14 protein-coding genes and 1 tRNA gene are annotated in these 14,172 nt (G+C 49.1%); 7 read left to right on the plus strand and 8 right to left on the minus strand.

Annotated elements, in window-relative coordinates:
* Nucleotides 1–13 precede the first annotated feature (13 nt).
* The gene (locus FRZ59_RS04695) at nt 14–523 is read left to right on the plus strand and encodes an acyl-CoA carboxylase biotin carboxyl carrier protein subunit (protein ID WP_132128154.1); all 510 of its coding nucleotides are present in this window, start codon (nt 14–16) and stop codon (nt 521–523) included.
* 141 nt (nt 524–664) lie between these two features.
* On the opposite strand, the gene FRZ59_RS04700 is transcribed toward FRZ59_RS04695, so the two are convergent.
* The 4 genes from FRZ59_RS04700 to FRZ59_RS04715 form a co-directional block, all read right to left on the minus strand.
* Complete coding sequence (locus FRZ59_RS04700; protein ID WP_132128155.1) at nt 665–2,314, minus strand: PspC domain-containing protein; 1,650 nt, start codon at nt 2,312–2,314, stop codon at nt 665–667.
* A gap of 5 nt (nt 2,315–2,319) precedes the next feature.
* Complete coding sequence (locus FRZ59_RS04705; protein ID WP_132128156.1) at nt 2,320–2,667, minus strand: PadR family transcriptional regulator; 348 nt, start codon at nt 2,665–2,667, stop codon at nt 2,320–2,322.
* 168 nt (nt 2,668–2,835) lie between these two features.
* A complete protein-coding gene (locus tag FRZ59_RS04710) occupies nt 2,836–4,041 on the minus strand; it encodes an OmpA family protein (protein ID WP_132128157.1) in 1,206 nt (401 codons plus the stop codon).
* A gap of 4 nt (nt 4,042–4,045) precedes the next feature.
* Nucleotides 4,046–4,450: a DoxX family protein gene (locus tag FRZ59_RS04715; RefSeq protein ID WP_132128158.1), complete on the minus strand. Its 405-nt coding sequence runs from the start codon at nt 4,448–4,450 to the stop codon at nt 4,046–4,048.
* A gap of 85 nt (nt 4,451–4,535) precedes the next feature.
* Here FRZ59_RS04715 and metG point away from each other — a divergent pair, with 85 nt between their 5' ends.
* Both metG and FRZ59_RS04725 read left to right on the plus strand, forming a co-directional pair.
* Complete coding sequence (gene metG / locus FRZ59_RS04720) at nt 4,536–6,605, plus strand: methionine--tRNA ligase (RefSeq protein ID WP_132128159.1); 2,070 nt, start codon at nt 4,536–4,538, stop codon at nt 6,603–6,605.
* Nucleotides 6,602–8,158, plus strand: coding sequence for an FG-GAP repeat domain-containing protein (locus FRZ59_RS04725; RefSeq protein ID WP_132128160.1), 1,557 nt, complete (start codon nt 6,602–6,604; stop codon nt 8,156–8,158). Before metG ends, FRZ59_RS04725 begins: the two co-directional genes overlap by 4 nt.
* Before the next feature lie 96 nt (nt 8,159–8,254).
* Here the strand turns inward: FRZ59_RS04725 and FRZ59_RS04730 are convergent, their stop codons facing one another.
* Nucleotides 8,255–8,593 (minus strand): cupin domain-containing protein, encoded by a 339-nt coding sequence (locus FRZ59_RS04730; protein ID WP_132128161.1) that lies wholly within the window; start codon nt 8,591–8,593, stop codon nt 8,255–8,257.
* 174 nt (nt 8,594–8,767) lie between these two features.
* Here FRZ59_RS04730 and FRZ59_RS04735 point away from each other — a divergent pair.
* A tRNA-Arg gene (locus tag FRZ59_RS04735) sits at nt 8,768–8,839 on the plus strand.
* Between the two features lie 783 nt (nt 8,840–9,622).
* Here FRZ59_RS04735 and FRZ59_RS04740 read toward each other — a convergent pair.
* The 3 genes from FRZ59_RS04740 to FRZ59_RS04750 all read right to left on the minus strand — a co-directional run bounded on the left by FRZ59_RS04740 (nt 9,623) and on the right by FRZ59_RS04750 (nt 11,922).
* Nucleotides 9,623–9,922, minus strand: coding sequence for a helix-turn-helix domain-containing protein (locus tag FRZ59_RS04740; protein ID WP_132128162.1), 300 nt, complete (start codon nt 9,920–9,922; stop codon nt 9,623–9,625).
* Entirely contained in the window at nt 9,906–10,256 is a 351-nt protein-coding gene (locus FRZ59_RS04745; RefSeq protein WP_132128163.1) for a type II toxin-antitoxin system RelE/ParE family toxin, read from the minus strand. The genes FRZ59_RS04740 and FRZ59_RS04745 overlap by 17 nt, the downstream gene beginning before the upstream one ends.
* A 340-nt stretch (nt 10,257–10,596) precedes the next feature.
* Nucleotides 10,597–11,922 (minus strand): hypothetical protein, encoded by a 1,326-nt coding sequence (locus tag FRZ59_RS04750; protein ID WP_132128164.1) that lies wholly within the window; start codon nt 11,920–11,922, stop codon nt 10,597–10,599.
* Nucleotides 11,923–12,015: 93 nt separating this feature from the next.
* Between FRZ59_RS04750 and FRZ59_RS04755 the strand changes: the two genes are divergently transcribed.
* The 3 genes from FRZ59_RS04755 to FRZ59_RS18470 all read left to right on the plus strand — a co-directional run bounded on the left by FRZ59_RS04755 (nt 12,016) and on the right by FRZ59_RS18470 (nt 14,171).
* Nucleotides 12,016–12,651 carry a 3-keto-alpha-glucoside-1,2-lyase-like domain-containing protein gene (locus tag FRZ59_RS04755; RefSeq protein ID WP_132128165.1) on the plus strand — a complete coding sequence of 212 codons (636 nt, stop codon included), beginning with the start codon at nt 12,016–12,018 and terminating at the stop codon, nt 12,649–12,651.
* The gene (locus FRZ59_RS04760) at nt 12,635–13,753 is read left to right on the plus strand and encodes an alpha/beta hydrolase family protein (RefSeq protein ID WP_132128166.1); all 1,119 of its coding nucleotides are present in this window, start codon (nt 12,635–12,637) and stop codon (nt 13,751–13,753) included. Before FRZ59_RS04755 ends, FRZ59_RS04760 begins: the two co-directional genes overlap by 17 nt.
* A gap of 247 nt (nt 13,754–14,000) precedes the next feature.
* On the plus strand, nt 14,001–14,171 hold the full coding sequence (locus FRZ59_RS18470; RefSeq protein WP_158640531.1) for a hypothetical protein: 171 nt from the start codon (nt 14,001–14,003) through the stop codon (nt 14,169–14,171).
* Nucleotide 14,172 lies beyond the last annotated feature (1 nt).

Consider the following 14,172-nt stretch of genomic DNA (forward strand, 5'->3'; position numbering starts at 1 on the left):
GAACCAAAAATGTATGAAGAGCTACGGGATAAGGATCAATGACCGCGAAGATTTCCAGGTGGAAGGGAAAAGCGGGGAATTTATGGTAAACGGCGAAACCTTTGCCCCGGACATAGTGATGCTCAGGGAAGGATGCTTCCACGTACTCTTTCGCGGCCGTTCCTATAATGTGGAGGTGTTGGCAAACGATCCTGCTTCCCGGAGCGGTCAGCTGAAAGTGAACGGGAACCTGTACGCGTTTTCAGCCAGGGACCGCTTTAATGACCTGCTCGAGAAAATGGGCATGGCCGGCGCCGCGGCTCAAAAGGTGAACGACCTCAAGGCCCCCATGCCCGGGCTGGTACTGAGGGTGCTGGCAAGCCCCGGGCAGGAGGTCAAAAAGGGCGACAGCCTGCTGGTGCTGGAGGCCATGAAAATGGAGAACATTATTAAGTCACCTGGTGATGGCACCGTACAGGAAATAAGCGTGAAGGCCGGAGAGTCGGTGGAAAAGAACGAGGTGCTGATCCGGTTTATCGCCTGATCCCGGAGAACTGCGGAGAAATCCGGGAAACCGCGGAGACCTCGTGGAAACCGCAGAGACTCCGGGAAACTACGGAAACCCGGGAAACTGCGGAACTCAGGAAACACCGGAGAGCCGCCGGGAACCCGGAGAAATCCGCCGCTATCTTGCAGCCGTTGTATCGGCGGGAAGCTGCTCCGCCGGCTTTAATCCCTCGCCGGTCACTGTCCAGCGCTGAACCTTACTGAAATCCTGCGCGTATACTTCGTGGTTTTCCAATATCCTGCGCAGCTTTTTGTCGATGATCAACGTGCTGTTGGCCGGAAGCTGCAGGGTAAGTTCCACTTTCTGCGCCCTCCACAAGGCATTCCCAGCCAGGCTGAAATGTTCTCCGAAACGGAGTATTGAATCGCGCTGATCGAATTCATAACGGACGCTTTCGGCATTTTTAACGGCATCGTTAAAGTTTCCTCCCCTTGAATTGAATACCTGAACCAGCGCAGCGTTGCCGGTTACGCTTTGTTCAATCTTCAGATCCACTTCATAAAGGTCTTCGTCCCAGTCATCCCAGTCCTCGAAGTTATCATCATAATCCCTCCAGGAAGCGTGCTGATCCCTGTAAGGAGTAACCTCGAGCATGCGGCGGTGAACCGCACCCGTATCGGAAAGGCTGCCGCTTCTTCCCGCGCTTGTATATTCGTCCAGCTCCAGGCGCCAGGTAGCTTCTCCGGCCGGTTTCAGCTCCGTTATCTGCCTAATGGAAGCGCCCTGGCGGAAATCTGAAAGCGTGGAAGTGCCGTAATAGGCGGCAAACCCTAATGCGCCAAGCCATATGGCGAGCATTCCCAGCCCAATAGGAGCGTTCATTACATTGGTTTTTAAGAGAAGCCGCGCGCCCAGAAGCACAATAGCCAGGGCCGGAATACCTATAACCAGGGCGGCGCTGATCACGAATCCCGTTTTAAATTGCGGATCCATGACATTGAAAGGAAAGCCTCCTGCCAGCTCGTTTTCGCTAAAACCGGAATAGCCAACTATACCAACTACGGTAGAAATGAGCCAGATAGAGCCGAAAGCAATCAGCAATGCCGCGATGATGGGGAGTATTATTTTACCCAGGCCCCTGACTAACCGTACAACCAGGTCTATCAGCTCGTTCACGAATCTTTTGAAGGATGCGGCATTGCCCGGGTTGCTGACTTCGTTCCTGATATGGTTGAAGGAGGCTTTTACGCCGGTCATTTCCTCATCAAAGGATTTGCGAAAATTGGATAAATGAAAGCGTTCTCCTTTCATGGCCATTTTCTCAGCCAGCGTCTTTGCCTGGGGCATTACCATCCAGAGGATGATATAGACCAGCGCTACAATGCCGGAAGTAAAGATCGTGAGCAGCGCGGTGATGATCCGCAGCCATACCGGATCCCATCCGAAGTAATGGGAAAGGCCCGCACAAACGCCGCCGAGTTTCTTATCTTCCGGGTCGCGGAAAAGACGCCTGGGCGTTTCCGGCTCAGCGCTTGCGAAGCTTTCTTCTTCAGTTTCAGCGGCTTCCCCGAAATCACTTACCTGCCCTATCTGGGCAATGATGCCTTCCACGTCTTTCATGACGATCACTTCCCGGTTTCCTGCCTTCAGGATTTCCGAAAACATTTCGGCAATACGGTTTTCGATATCGGTCACCACTTCCGTGTCCTCGGCGGACTTTGAAAAATACAGCTTGATCTCATGCATGTACTTTTTCAGGGCATCGTAAGCATCTTCCTCTATATGGAAGACCATGCCGCTTATATTTATGTTGACAGTCTTGTTCATGCTATTTATTGTTTGTTGCTTGGTTTCTCTTTTTTAGTGGTCATGCTCACGGCATAAGTCAGTTCTTCCCAGGTAGTGTCCAGTTTTTCAAGGACCTCCGTTCCGGTTGGAGAAAGCGAATAATATTTTCTTGGCGGCCCCGAAACGGACTCCACCCAGTTATAGCTGAGCAGCCCGTTGTTTTTCAGGCGGGTCAGAAGCGGGTACAGGGTCCCCTCCACCACCAGGAGCCGCGCTTCCCGCAGTTCTCCTATTATATCTGAGGCATAGATCTCTCCGCGGGAGATGATCGAAAGGATGCAGTATTCCAGGATCCCTTTCCTCATCTGGGTTTGTGTATTTTCGACTATCATAACAATGCAAAGATATATGTTTTATTTAGTACTATGCAATACCAAGTATGTGCTTATAACAGACAGCCGGTAATGTATTTGTATCAACTATCTGTATAACAGGTAGTTAAATTTCTAATGTAAATGGTTTTTTACAATCGCCTCAGCGGTTTCAGGATGAATACGCCTTTAATTCAGCAGTTCAATCTCAACCCTCAGATTTTTCATCGCTTCTTTCATCTCATTGCTTTCGGTAAGCGGACGGCTTCCACCTGCGCCTGCGATGCGAATGCGGCCCGGCTCAATCCCGTGCCCGGTCAGGTAATCCCGGACGGCCGCTGCCCGGTATACGGACAGGTCAAGCAGCCAGCTTTTACTGGTGAACACGTTGGAATTTGTATGACCGGTGATGCGGATGTACTTGTCCGCGGATTGCTGCATGAATTCCAGCAGGCGCTGGAGTTCCGAAAAGGAGTCGGGCTGAAATTCGGCCTTATTGGGAAGAAAGTGGATATTGAACAAGACCATTCGGCTACCCTTATCGGCGGGTTCAAGGCTCAATACAAGAGAAGTGTCAGCGGTTCCCGCCCTGAAGTTTAGTGTGGTCAGGAGGTAGTCCTTTTTTACTGCCGCCAGCCGGACAGCAGTATTCCGCGAAACTTCAACCGTAAAAGCGGCCGGAATGGAATCGACCAGGGCTTCCAGCAAGGAATAGCCTGTGCTGTCTTCCTCCGCATATATTTTGGCCGAAATGGGTTTGCCGGTTACTTTGTCAATGATCCGGCCTTTTATGGTCACCGAAGGCAAAACCTCACGATCGGCGTAGTGTACGATAATGCTGTGCCCTTCCCCGCCGGGATAAATATTGTCCAGTACAAGCAGGTAGGTTTCGCCTCTTTTTACAGCGATGGGTTTACTGTAGCTTTTCCCGGGGCCCGGCGGAGCATGCAGGTTTTCGTAGTCCCGGTGCAGCCCGGTTTTGCTGCTCATGCGGAGATCGTTCCGGGCGCGATTGCTGCGAAGAGGCTTTATTCCATACCGGAAAATGGAATCGCAGGACGCCGTGCTTTCCTGCTTAAAAAGCATCCAGTCATAATCATCAGCCTGGCGAAAAGGCCGTACCTCGAAAATGACAAGCCCTTCCGCAGGTGCATTGAACCGGTACCAGACCGTATTTATTTCGGCTGGAAAAAGATGAAGGGTATGCTCGTTCCCGTCGAATTCCTGCTTCTTTCCAGGCCCAAAGGGGCTTTTCTCATAAATGTACTCCCGTCCGGGCTTCAGCTCTATGGGATTAGCACAGTCGCCATGCTGCAGCTGTTCCCCCTGGCCCCAGGCCAGTACAGGCAGTACCAGGAATGCTGCCTGCACACTCCAGTGACAGGGGCAGGTCATACGTTTATTTTCTGTCGAGGCTGTATTTGCCCGGCCCTATAAAAAGCAGGCCGATGAATACAGCGCACATTTTCATAGCATGGGCGTAGCCTGAAAAGCCGTCGCCTCCCGTATAATGGGTAAGAGCGGCAACAAGCATCGTGAATGCCAGTAAGATACATACCGGGCGGAACGCCCAGCCGATCAGGATCAGGAAACCGCCCAGGAATTCAGTGAAAGCAGCCAGCGCTCCCCAGATTGGTGCGCCGAAATTAATGCCGAATACGCTCATGGCGCCCCCGAGGCCGCTCCACATTTCCATTCCCCCGGTTACTTTCGGGTAGCCATGCATCATAAAAGCCAGGCCTACGACTATCCGTAAGATCAGGAGGCCGGTATCCCTGTGTTTCCCAAGTGATGATAGGATCATATTTACTCTTTTAACTGTTCAGATAACAAAAATAGTTTTTCATCTTGACAGATCAACTTTATCTTTGCTGAAATCGATTCAGCTGATGAGTATAAGTTCGTTCAAGCGTTTTACCGTTACCTCTGCACTTCCCTATGCCAACGGCCCCCTGCATATAGGACATATAGCCGGCGCTTATCTTCCCGCCGATATTTTTGTCCGTTACCTCCGCATGAGCGGCAAAGAGGTTGTTTACATCGGAGGCAGCGATGAACACGGGGCCGCCATTACCATCCAGGCAAAAAAGGAAGGCACTACTCCCCAGGCTATTATTGATAAATATCACGCGCTTAACAAGAAAACTTTCGAACGCTTCGGTATTTCCTTCGATATGTACCACCGGACATCCGAGCGGATTCATCATGAACTTTCGCAGGAATTCTTCCTGACGCTGTACGAAAAAGGGGAATTCACCGAACTGGAATCGGAACAATATTATGACGAGGAGTTTGGCCAGTTCCTGGCCGACCGCTACATTACCGGCACTTGTCCGAATTGCGGCTACGAGTCGGCCTACGGCGATCAGTGTGAAAAATGCGGAACCTCGCTGAATCCTACGGACCTGATCAACCCCAAATCAACCCTGAGCGGGAAGACGCCGGTTTTGAAAACAACAAAACACTGGTACCTGCCCCTGGATAAATACCAGCCCTGGCTGGAAAAATGGCTGCTGGAAGGGAAAAAAGATAAATGGAAATCCAATGTCTATGGTCAGTGCAGTTCATGGCTGAAATCGGGCCTGCAGCCGCGCGCCATGACCCGTGACCTCGATTGGGGGGTGGACGTTCCGCTGAAGGAAGCGGCCGGAAAAAAATTGTACGTCTGGCTGGATGCCCCCATCGGCTATATTTCTTCCACCAAGCAATGGGCGCTGGACACGGGGAAGGACTGGGAACCCTACTGGAAAAAGCAGGCGAATCCGGAAGATAACAGCTGCCTGGTTCATTTCATAGGAAAAGACAACATCGTATTTCATTGCATCACCTTTCCAGCGATCCTGCATGCGCATGGTGATTATATTTTGCCGGAACATGTGCCCGCCAATGAATTTCTGAACCTGGAAGGCAATAAACTTTCCACCTCCCGCAACTGGGCGGTTTGGCTGAATGAATACCTGGACGAATTCCCGGGCAAGGAGGATGAGCTGCGTTACGCCCTGGCATCCATTCTTCCCGAGACCAAAGACAGCGAATTTACCTGGAAAGACTACCAGGCGCGCAATAATAACGAGCTGCTTGCCATTTTTGGCAATTTTGTAAACCGGGTGGCGGTGCTTACGCATAAGTATTTCGGCGGAAAAATCCCCGCTGCCGGCGACCTTCAACCTGTTGACCGCGAAACCCTGCAAGAGCTGGCTACCTATCCGGGCAAAATAGGAGCGGCTATTGAACAGTTCCGTTTCCGGGAAGCCCTGGGGGAGTTCATGAACCTGGCCCGGCTCGGAAATAAGTACCTGGCCGATACCGAACCCTGGAAACTGGCTAAAACAGACATGGAACGGGTTGCTGCCATCCTGAACACCGGGGCGCAGATCGCCGCGAGTCTGTCGGTGCTGAGCGAGCCCTTCCTGCCTTTCACCGCGGCCAGGCTCCGGAACATGCTGCAGCTTCCGGTAAAGAGCTGGGAAGAGGCCGGCCAAAGCGATTTGCTGCCGGAAGGCCATCAGCTGCGCGACGCCGAACTCCTTTTTGAAAGGATCGATGACAGCGTAGTGGAAGCCCAGGTGCAGAAACTTCAAAATTCCCGAAAGCAGAATGAGCTGGCACAACAGGAAGTAACGCCTTCCAAGGAACTGATCGGGTACGAGGACTTCGCAAAAATGGATATTCGCACAGGGACTATTCTGGAGGCGGAAAAGGTGGCAAAAACAAAGAAATTGCTGAAACTGAAGATCGATACCGGCATTGACCGGCGGACCGTCGTTTCGGGCATCGCCGAATTTTTTAAACCGGAAGAAATCATCGGCAAACAGGTAAGTATCCTGGTAAACCTGGCTCCCCGCGAGATCCGGGGCATCCAGTCCCAGGGCATGATCCTGATGGCCGAAGACAAAGACGGCCGGCTGCGGTTCATGACGCCCCATGAACATACCGCCAACGGAAGTATCGTTTCATGAGGCCGCGCGGTTCATACCTGGCAGCCGCCCTGATGACCGCGATCTTTGCCGCTATCATACTTACCTGTACAAGCCCTTCATCCCGGCGCTCCCCGGAAAGAAAGGTGGCCGAAAAATATTGCGCTTCCTGCCACAAGTTCCCCGAACCCGAATTGCTGGATAAAAACACCTGGCTGAACAGCGTACTGCCGGCAATGGGCCCCAGGCTAGGCATCTACCAATACCTGGGTGAAAATTATCCCGCTCCCGGCCGCGGCGTCATTGCCACTCCAAAAGGAACCTTCCCTGATGAACCGTTGTTAAGTACAGAAGAATGGGAAGCCATCCTCAGCTATTACCGCCAGAACGCGCCGGATACGCTGCCCGTTCCTTCGCGGCAAACACCGGAAGACACCACAAGGCTGTTTGCAACGCATTTTCCCGCTGCCATTGAAACCGAACCGGGCACCCTCGGCCTTTTTATAGACGGCGCAGCAGGGCGGCTGCTGGTAGCCAACGCTTCCGCCGGAACAATGGAGTTTTACGATCCTTCCCTGAAGCTCCAAAAGAAAATAGCGATGAAACGCCCGGTGGTTTATATCGAAAAGGCCGCTTCGTTTACATCCGGCCGGAAGAATTCCGCCTCCCGCCCGGAAGCCGGCGAGAATTATCTTCTTACCGATATCGGCACTTATTTTCCCAGCGATTTCAAGGAAGGCGCCGCCTGGACCCTGGACAGCTCCGGCAACCCCGAAAAACTTATTCAGATGCTTGGACGGCCGGTGCAGATCCGCCCTGCCGACCTGGATACCAACGGAACAACCGATTACCTGATCTGCGCCTACGGCCTCTTCGACGGCGAACTCGCCTGGTATTCCAGCCCCCGCAAAAAATACGTAATCCGCAAGGCGCCCGGCGCCATCCAGGCCGAAATAAGCGATGTAAACCAGGACGGCCGCCCCGACGTATGGGCCCTCTTTGCCCAGGGAGACGAAGGCCTGTATTTATTCATGAACAGAGGCGGCCGGGGATTTGAAGAAAAACGCCTGCTCCGTTTTCCCCCGTCCCAGGGTTCTTCCTCCTTTGAACTGCAGGATTTTAACGATGACGGACACACCGATATCCTCTACACCAGCGGCGATAATGCCGATTTTTCCCTCATACTTAAGCCCTACCACGGGGTGTATATTTACCTGAACGACGGCCGTGGAAATTTCGAAAAAGCATGGTTTTACCCGGTAAATGGCGCCTATAAAGCTCTTTCCCGCGACTTTGACCTTGACGGCGACCCGGATATTATCAGTATTGCCTATTTCCCGGACCCGGAACGCCGTCCCGGCGAATCCCTATTGTACTTTGAAAACAAAGGCAGCATGCAATTTGCCCCCCATTGGGTTCCCGGCGCTGCAGCCGGCCGGTGGATCAATATGCAGGCCGGCGACCTGGATGCAGACGGCGATACAGACATCGCCCTTGGCAATTTTACCGCATCCCGCGACCAGCTGATGAAGCAATATCCGGGAAAATGGCGAAACACCGCGCCTTTCCTGCTCCTGGAGAATAAAACGCGCTAAAAGCCCGGACAGCGTTTTTTCCATCGGCCCAGCATCGATTCGAATGCCTTGTTTGATTCAAATGCTTTGCCTGCATCACCGGATTTCAGGTCCTGTCTACAGAAAATCTTCCCTCGCAGGGGCAAAAACATCTATCAGCATTCCTTCCTCCAGGCATTCGCAGCCGTGAGGAATCCCCGCCGTCACAAAAAAGCCATCCCCCTGGTTCAGGATTTTTTCTTTCCCGTTGATAAGCACTTTAAAGCGCCCGGAAGCGACATAACTGGCCTGCACATGCGGATGATTATGCAAGGTCCCGACCGCCCCTTTCCGGAAAGCGATCTTTGCCATCATCAGCTGCCCGTTATGACCCAGAAGCTGCCTTTCAATCCCTTCATCCGCCTGCTGCCAGTCTTGTTCCTCCGAAAGCAGAAATTCCTTGCTCTGTTTTTCCATTTGCTTTATAAACTTTGCCATTCCTCCGGCGCCGCCGGCAACCTGCCGAAAATAAAAATAAAATTGACACGGAAGCCGCCCAAGTTAAAATGCCCTTGCCGATCGCCGGAAAAACTCGTAATTTTGCCCTCTGCAATTTCGGGTTTGCCTTTCTTCGGCCCCGGACCTGCTGATGGCCCTGTAGTTCAACGGATAGAATAGAAGTTTCCTAAACTTTAGATATGGGTTCGATTCCCGTCGGGGCTACATTATCAATAACAAGAAGTATTAAAATCCTGAAAATCATATGATTGAAGGATTTTTTGCTTTAGGGAAATCGGAAATCGAGTCTACCTAAAAGCAGATTACCGTCGATGAGGTGTCGGAAGAACGAATTTCACCCGGTGAAATAGCCGATTTTATAGAAAGCAAATACTAGCTTTTCGGAAATTGAGTTTGTAGTACCAGTTTTTTCATCTCGTATTCATCCGGACTACCATTTTTGAGTAGGTTAGCCTGCCTAACGATTAATTTTTCAACCTCCCGGAGCGTTACTTCCGGACGACTGCCACAGTAGGAAGCCTGATACAGATAGCGGGTACTATCAGTGAAAAAAGTGTGTTACTGTCAAGTTCAAGAACAAATCCGCTATGGTTACCCGCATAATGTGCCAACATCAACAAGTTTTCGCGATCTTCTATTAGCGATAAAGAAACCAAATTGGCATTCATATACCAGCTCAGGATGTTTTTGCGGGGTTTTTTCTGATCCTCTTCCCAGCGGGCTACTCCGGTATTCCGAACTTCTTTTACAATGTCTGCAAACTCGGCAAGTTTCTTGAATGGGTTGATTTACTGGTGATCGCTGTAATAGGGTTGTGTCTCAAATGGGTCGTTGAGTGCGTACGGCTGGCTAAATCTTATTTTTTGATTTTGCAGGATATCGATCCTTGTACTGGTGACGAATTTATATAACTTCATCAGATAAAATGCCTTGCTGTCGGTATTCAGCAGAGATCACCGGTTATACCTAGTGTGCATATATAGCCATTTACAGAAAAGTCAGCCCGATTCTTTTATTCAGTCCCTGCTCAAAAATTCGTATAAGCGTAGAAAGCTGGATATTACCCCTGGCGTTTTCCAATTTTGATATATAGCTCTTTTTCGTCCCCGAACGCTCTGCCAATTGCTCTTGCGTCAGTTTAGCCGCTTTTCTGGCTTCCTTCAGCATCTCGCTGATAATAAACATCTGCACGTTCTCTTCATAAGCATTACGGGACCGGGAACCAATCTTGCCATGCTCCTGTTCGATCAACTCCTCAAAATTTGTGATATTATGATACTTTTTCATCTTGTTTGCTTTTAAAATATGCTTTTTTTAATTCAATCGCTTTATCCAATTCCTTTAGCGGTGTCTTTTGACTCTTCTTCTGGAAAGCATTAAATAGCACCACCAGCTTATCCCTATCAAAACAGCAAAAAATCCGATAAATATCCGACTGATAGGCTACCCTGATTTCATATAAACCATCTGTGGCCGTTAAATGCTTCAAAAGTTTTTCCGGAACCCTGTCCACCTGTTTAATGAGTTCAAGCGTATACTGTATCTTGGTTTTGACCTTATCATCTTGCTGCTGATAAAACTCCATAAAATGGGATCCATAAAAAATGATTTGCCTTACCATTGACACAAAGTTATCTTAAAAGATAACAATATCAAAATTTATTTTTCTCTGAATGGGTTACGGTTTGATCAACTGACCTATCCTCATTTGTCCATGGAGGTCAAATGGCAATCAGTTGTTTTATTCAATATAAGCAGATGATGGCCCCCAAGGAATTTCTGCGACAAGCTGTCGCAGATTTTGTGAGGAGCATATTGGTTGTAAAACCGGCACATATCGCAAAGATTCCCGGCAGGGAAACCGCTTCTCCGTGGGAATTCTGTCTGCGCACCCAAACTTTTCTGTGTTTGAACAATTTTTTGGCCTACCGCAAAATAGCGCCTTAATATCCACAGCCAATCTATGGAAGTTGCTGATCTTCCAATGAAAAGTCATCTTCAAAGGCTGTTTGACCGTCTCCATCAGTTAACCGCACATAATCCAGGGAGCCGGTTCCCTCGAATAAATAAACCAGGCCCATTATTTCGCCAAAATCTTCTTTAAAGGTTTCCCTGAAAACTATTTCACCATTCAGGCTGATTTTAGCCAGATTGCTTTCCACCGTTATATCCACATCTTGCCACTCATAAGGGACTACTCCTAGTGCCGAAAGATTATTATTCTCTCCGCTGCGAACGATCTCTCCCATTTTATAGCTGGCATTTCGCTCACAGCCCTTGTTTTGAAGATTTACCCAAAAGACGTGCTTTTCGGTGACGACCATTACCTGCATCCAGGGGCATAAACGGTTTGTCATGCTGTCCACCTTCATGCGGGAAACAAGGCTGAAATCACCCGAAGACACATTGAACTTGCGGCTGTTGCTGATCCTTGTGAAAAAATCCCTGGAAAGATCTACATTTCGCTTTCGCAATAACGCTTTCGTGAACAGCAAGTACCCGTCCTGAATAAAGGCTTCATCTTTAAAATCTACCGGCTCTTCCTTATAACTGTAATATAGATGAGGCTCCCAGCCATCACTGAGGATGTGAACGGGCTGCAGGGCAATCACAGAATCGTTGGCGATAAGCCTGGCCCTGTGATATCCTGATTCATAATAGATGCTCGTATAATAATGACCCTCCGGATCAATCGCCGCCTTGTAAAAATCATTCCATGTTTGCTGTATAAAAAAGCTGTCGGCATCAACCTGAGACAGGTCATAATTAAAAATTACCGTATTGGGTATTCCGGAAGTCACTGTTTTTTGTGTGGAAAAGTGAACAGGTCCCTTTACTTGCAAGCTTTGAGACATTGCGCTGTTTTTGGAGTTTGTTCCAATTTCCATCATATTCATTGTAATCAATGATGTGACAATCAGTACGATGAGCGCTGCCATTATGAACACAGCGCGGCGTCGGTTTGTAAAGCGTCCGGGATGTTCCTGAGCCTGCAGGGGATTGCGCATCTTGAAATCCTGCCAGTCTTTATAATCCAAAACCTTTGCCAACGCGTTGAGCGTTTCCACTTGAGGCCGCTCTTTAAAATTGCCCTTCCAAAGGCGTTTCAGCGTTGAAAGGCTCAGGTTAACGGCTGTGTTCTCTTCAATGTACACAGCTAACGACTCCAAATCCCTCTGGGTATAACCATTGCCGCTTCCGAAGGCGAACTTCTTTTCTATTTGCCTCTTGCAGACTTCGATATATTCCCGCTCATCAAATGCCATATTCGGTGATACTACGGTCAAAATGAGTAAAAATTAAACTGACCGGATTTTGAACCGGTTCTGATCGCATTATTTTCAGGCCGCTGGTCTAAGTTTGAAGCAAATTACAAAATCATGAAAATAATCGTCCTATTTACGCTGATTTTATGCGCGAGCAGCTCCCTTATTGCCCAGAAGAAAAGAATCGCGATGGAGCCCGGGAATTTTACGGTATTTAACCGGGAGGCCACCTATGAGGATGGCGTTGCCCACCTGGATTCCAGGCCCGGGGACGGGGTGCTTTGGCTGGCTGGCTCTGAATTTAAAAACGGCACCATTGAGCTGGATATAAAGGGCAAGAATACACCTGGCAGAAGCTTTGTAGGACTTGCTTTTCATGGCAAAGACAACGAAACCTACGATGCGGTTTACTTCCGGCCGTTCAATTTCAAACACCCGGAGCGGAATAACCACTCCATCCAGTACATCGCCATGCCGGAGAATGACTGGGCCACCTTGCGAAAAGCGTTTCCAGGCAAGTATGAAAATGCGATCAATCCCACCCCGGAGGTGCCGGACGATTGGTTTCATGCTACCATTGAATTTAATTATCCGAACGTGAAAGTTTATATTAATGGTTCAGCACAGCCAGCCTTGGAAGTCACCCAGCTTAGTACGGGAAAATACGGCAAAATTGGCTTCTGGGTAGGCAACGGCTCGGAAGGATGGTTTAAAAACCTGGAAATACTAAAAAATGACGGCAACAACTAAATATACTGTTATCCTGCTAATCGCGAACCTTACGATGCTCGCCTGCGGGAATGTCAAAGAAAAAGCTGGCACTATGGTCACCAGGGATTTCGAATTTATCTCGGGCGACAATAAACTTTCCGGGATCATAGACCAGCCTGCAAAGGGCGATGCTAAAGCGCTTATACTATTTGTTCATGGTTCGGGTCCTACCAACATACGAATGGAAAACAGGTATCTCGATTTGCGCCAAAGGTTTACCAAACTGGGAATTACTTGTGTGGTATGGGACAAGCCAGGTAACGGAAGAAGTGAAGGAGAGTTCGATCAAAACCAACCCTTGCAAGAAAGTGCCCGGGAAGTACTGGACGCCATCGCGTATTTACGTTCCAAAAACGTTCCCGGTTCTACCAGGATAGGTATATGGGGTACCAGTCGCAGCGGCTGGGTAGCGCCCATCGCCATGTCTCAGGATCCGGAAATCGAATTTTGGATTTCTGTAAGTGGCGTTCCGGCGGAGGATAACAAATACTACTTGATGAAATCTAACCTGCCGTTGGAAGGGCGTACCCAGGAAGAAACCCAGCTTCTTTTGAAAGAATGGGTACGGGGCAGGCAAATTTTTATGCAGGGCGGGGCTTATGATGAATATCTGAACGCTACCGGAAATCTCCGGAAGGATACCTCGGTGGTTTATTTCGCGGGCGACCCGGAGATTTCCCGGGAAGAGTATGAAGCGGAGCAAAAAGCTTTTTTGGAGGTAAAGGATCAATACGAGTTTGACCAGGAAACACTAAGCTTGGTAATGGTACGTAATTTTGATGAAACGCTTAGTGGTTTGAACATTGATGTACTTGCTTTGCTTGGAGAAAAAGACACGAATGTTGATTGGCGTAAAACGAAACAGCTGTACGAATCCACTATCGGAAAAAATCCCAATGCTTCATTAACCATTCAGACTTTTCCAAATGCCAATCACAGTATGAATATATCAAAAACCGGTTCTGTTCGTGAAGTTGAAGGCAGGTTAATGAGAGATGGGAAAAAAGCGGACGGGTTTTACAAAATCCAACTTGACTGGCTTCGTAAAAATGTTCTTAGCGAAACAGGCAAGGACTATTAGGAGAAAAATAAAGCCGCTATCCAACATGTCAAAACCGTTTTGAAATAATACTGAATTTTACTGGAACACCTTGCCCTTAACGTACTGAACCAAACCGACTTTCTCCCCTGCGCAAGAACTGGCATACTGGATCACCCGGTACCGCTTATATCATGAGCCGCTGCTGACCCAAAAGATAACCGACATCAATCTCCGGCATCTCTCGGAACCCAACGGGAAAAACCGTTTCAGAAGGCTTCCTGAAAAAGTGCGTATTCTGATCCCTCTTTCCTCCGAAAGCTGGATCTTCGAACATAAAATGAAGATCCAGGCGAAACAAATGAAGTGCGAACCGGAGGAGCTGGACATCGCCGGTGAAGAATTCGCTCTGTTAAGTGTAAAATACTATAAGGCTTTTTCGGGAATAAGTGCAAAATAAC

The organism is Anseongella ginsenosidimutans (assembly GCF_008033235.1).
In the GTDB taxonomy this organism is placed as follows: domain Bacteria; phylum Bacteroidota; class Bacteroidia; order Sphingobacteriales; family Sphingobacteriaceae; genus Anseongella; species Anseongella ginsenosidimutans.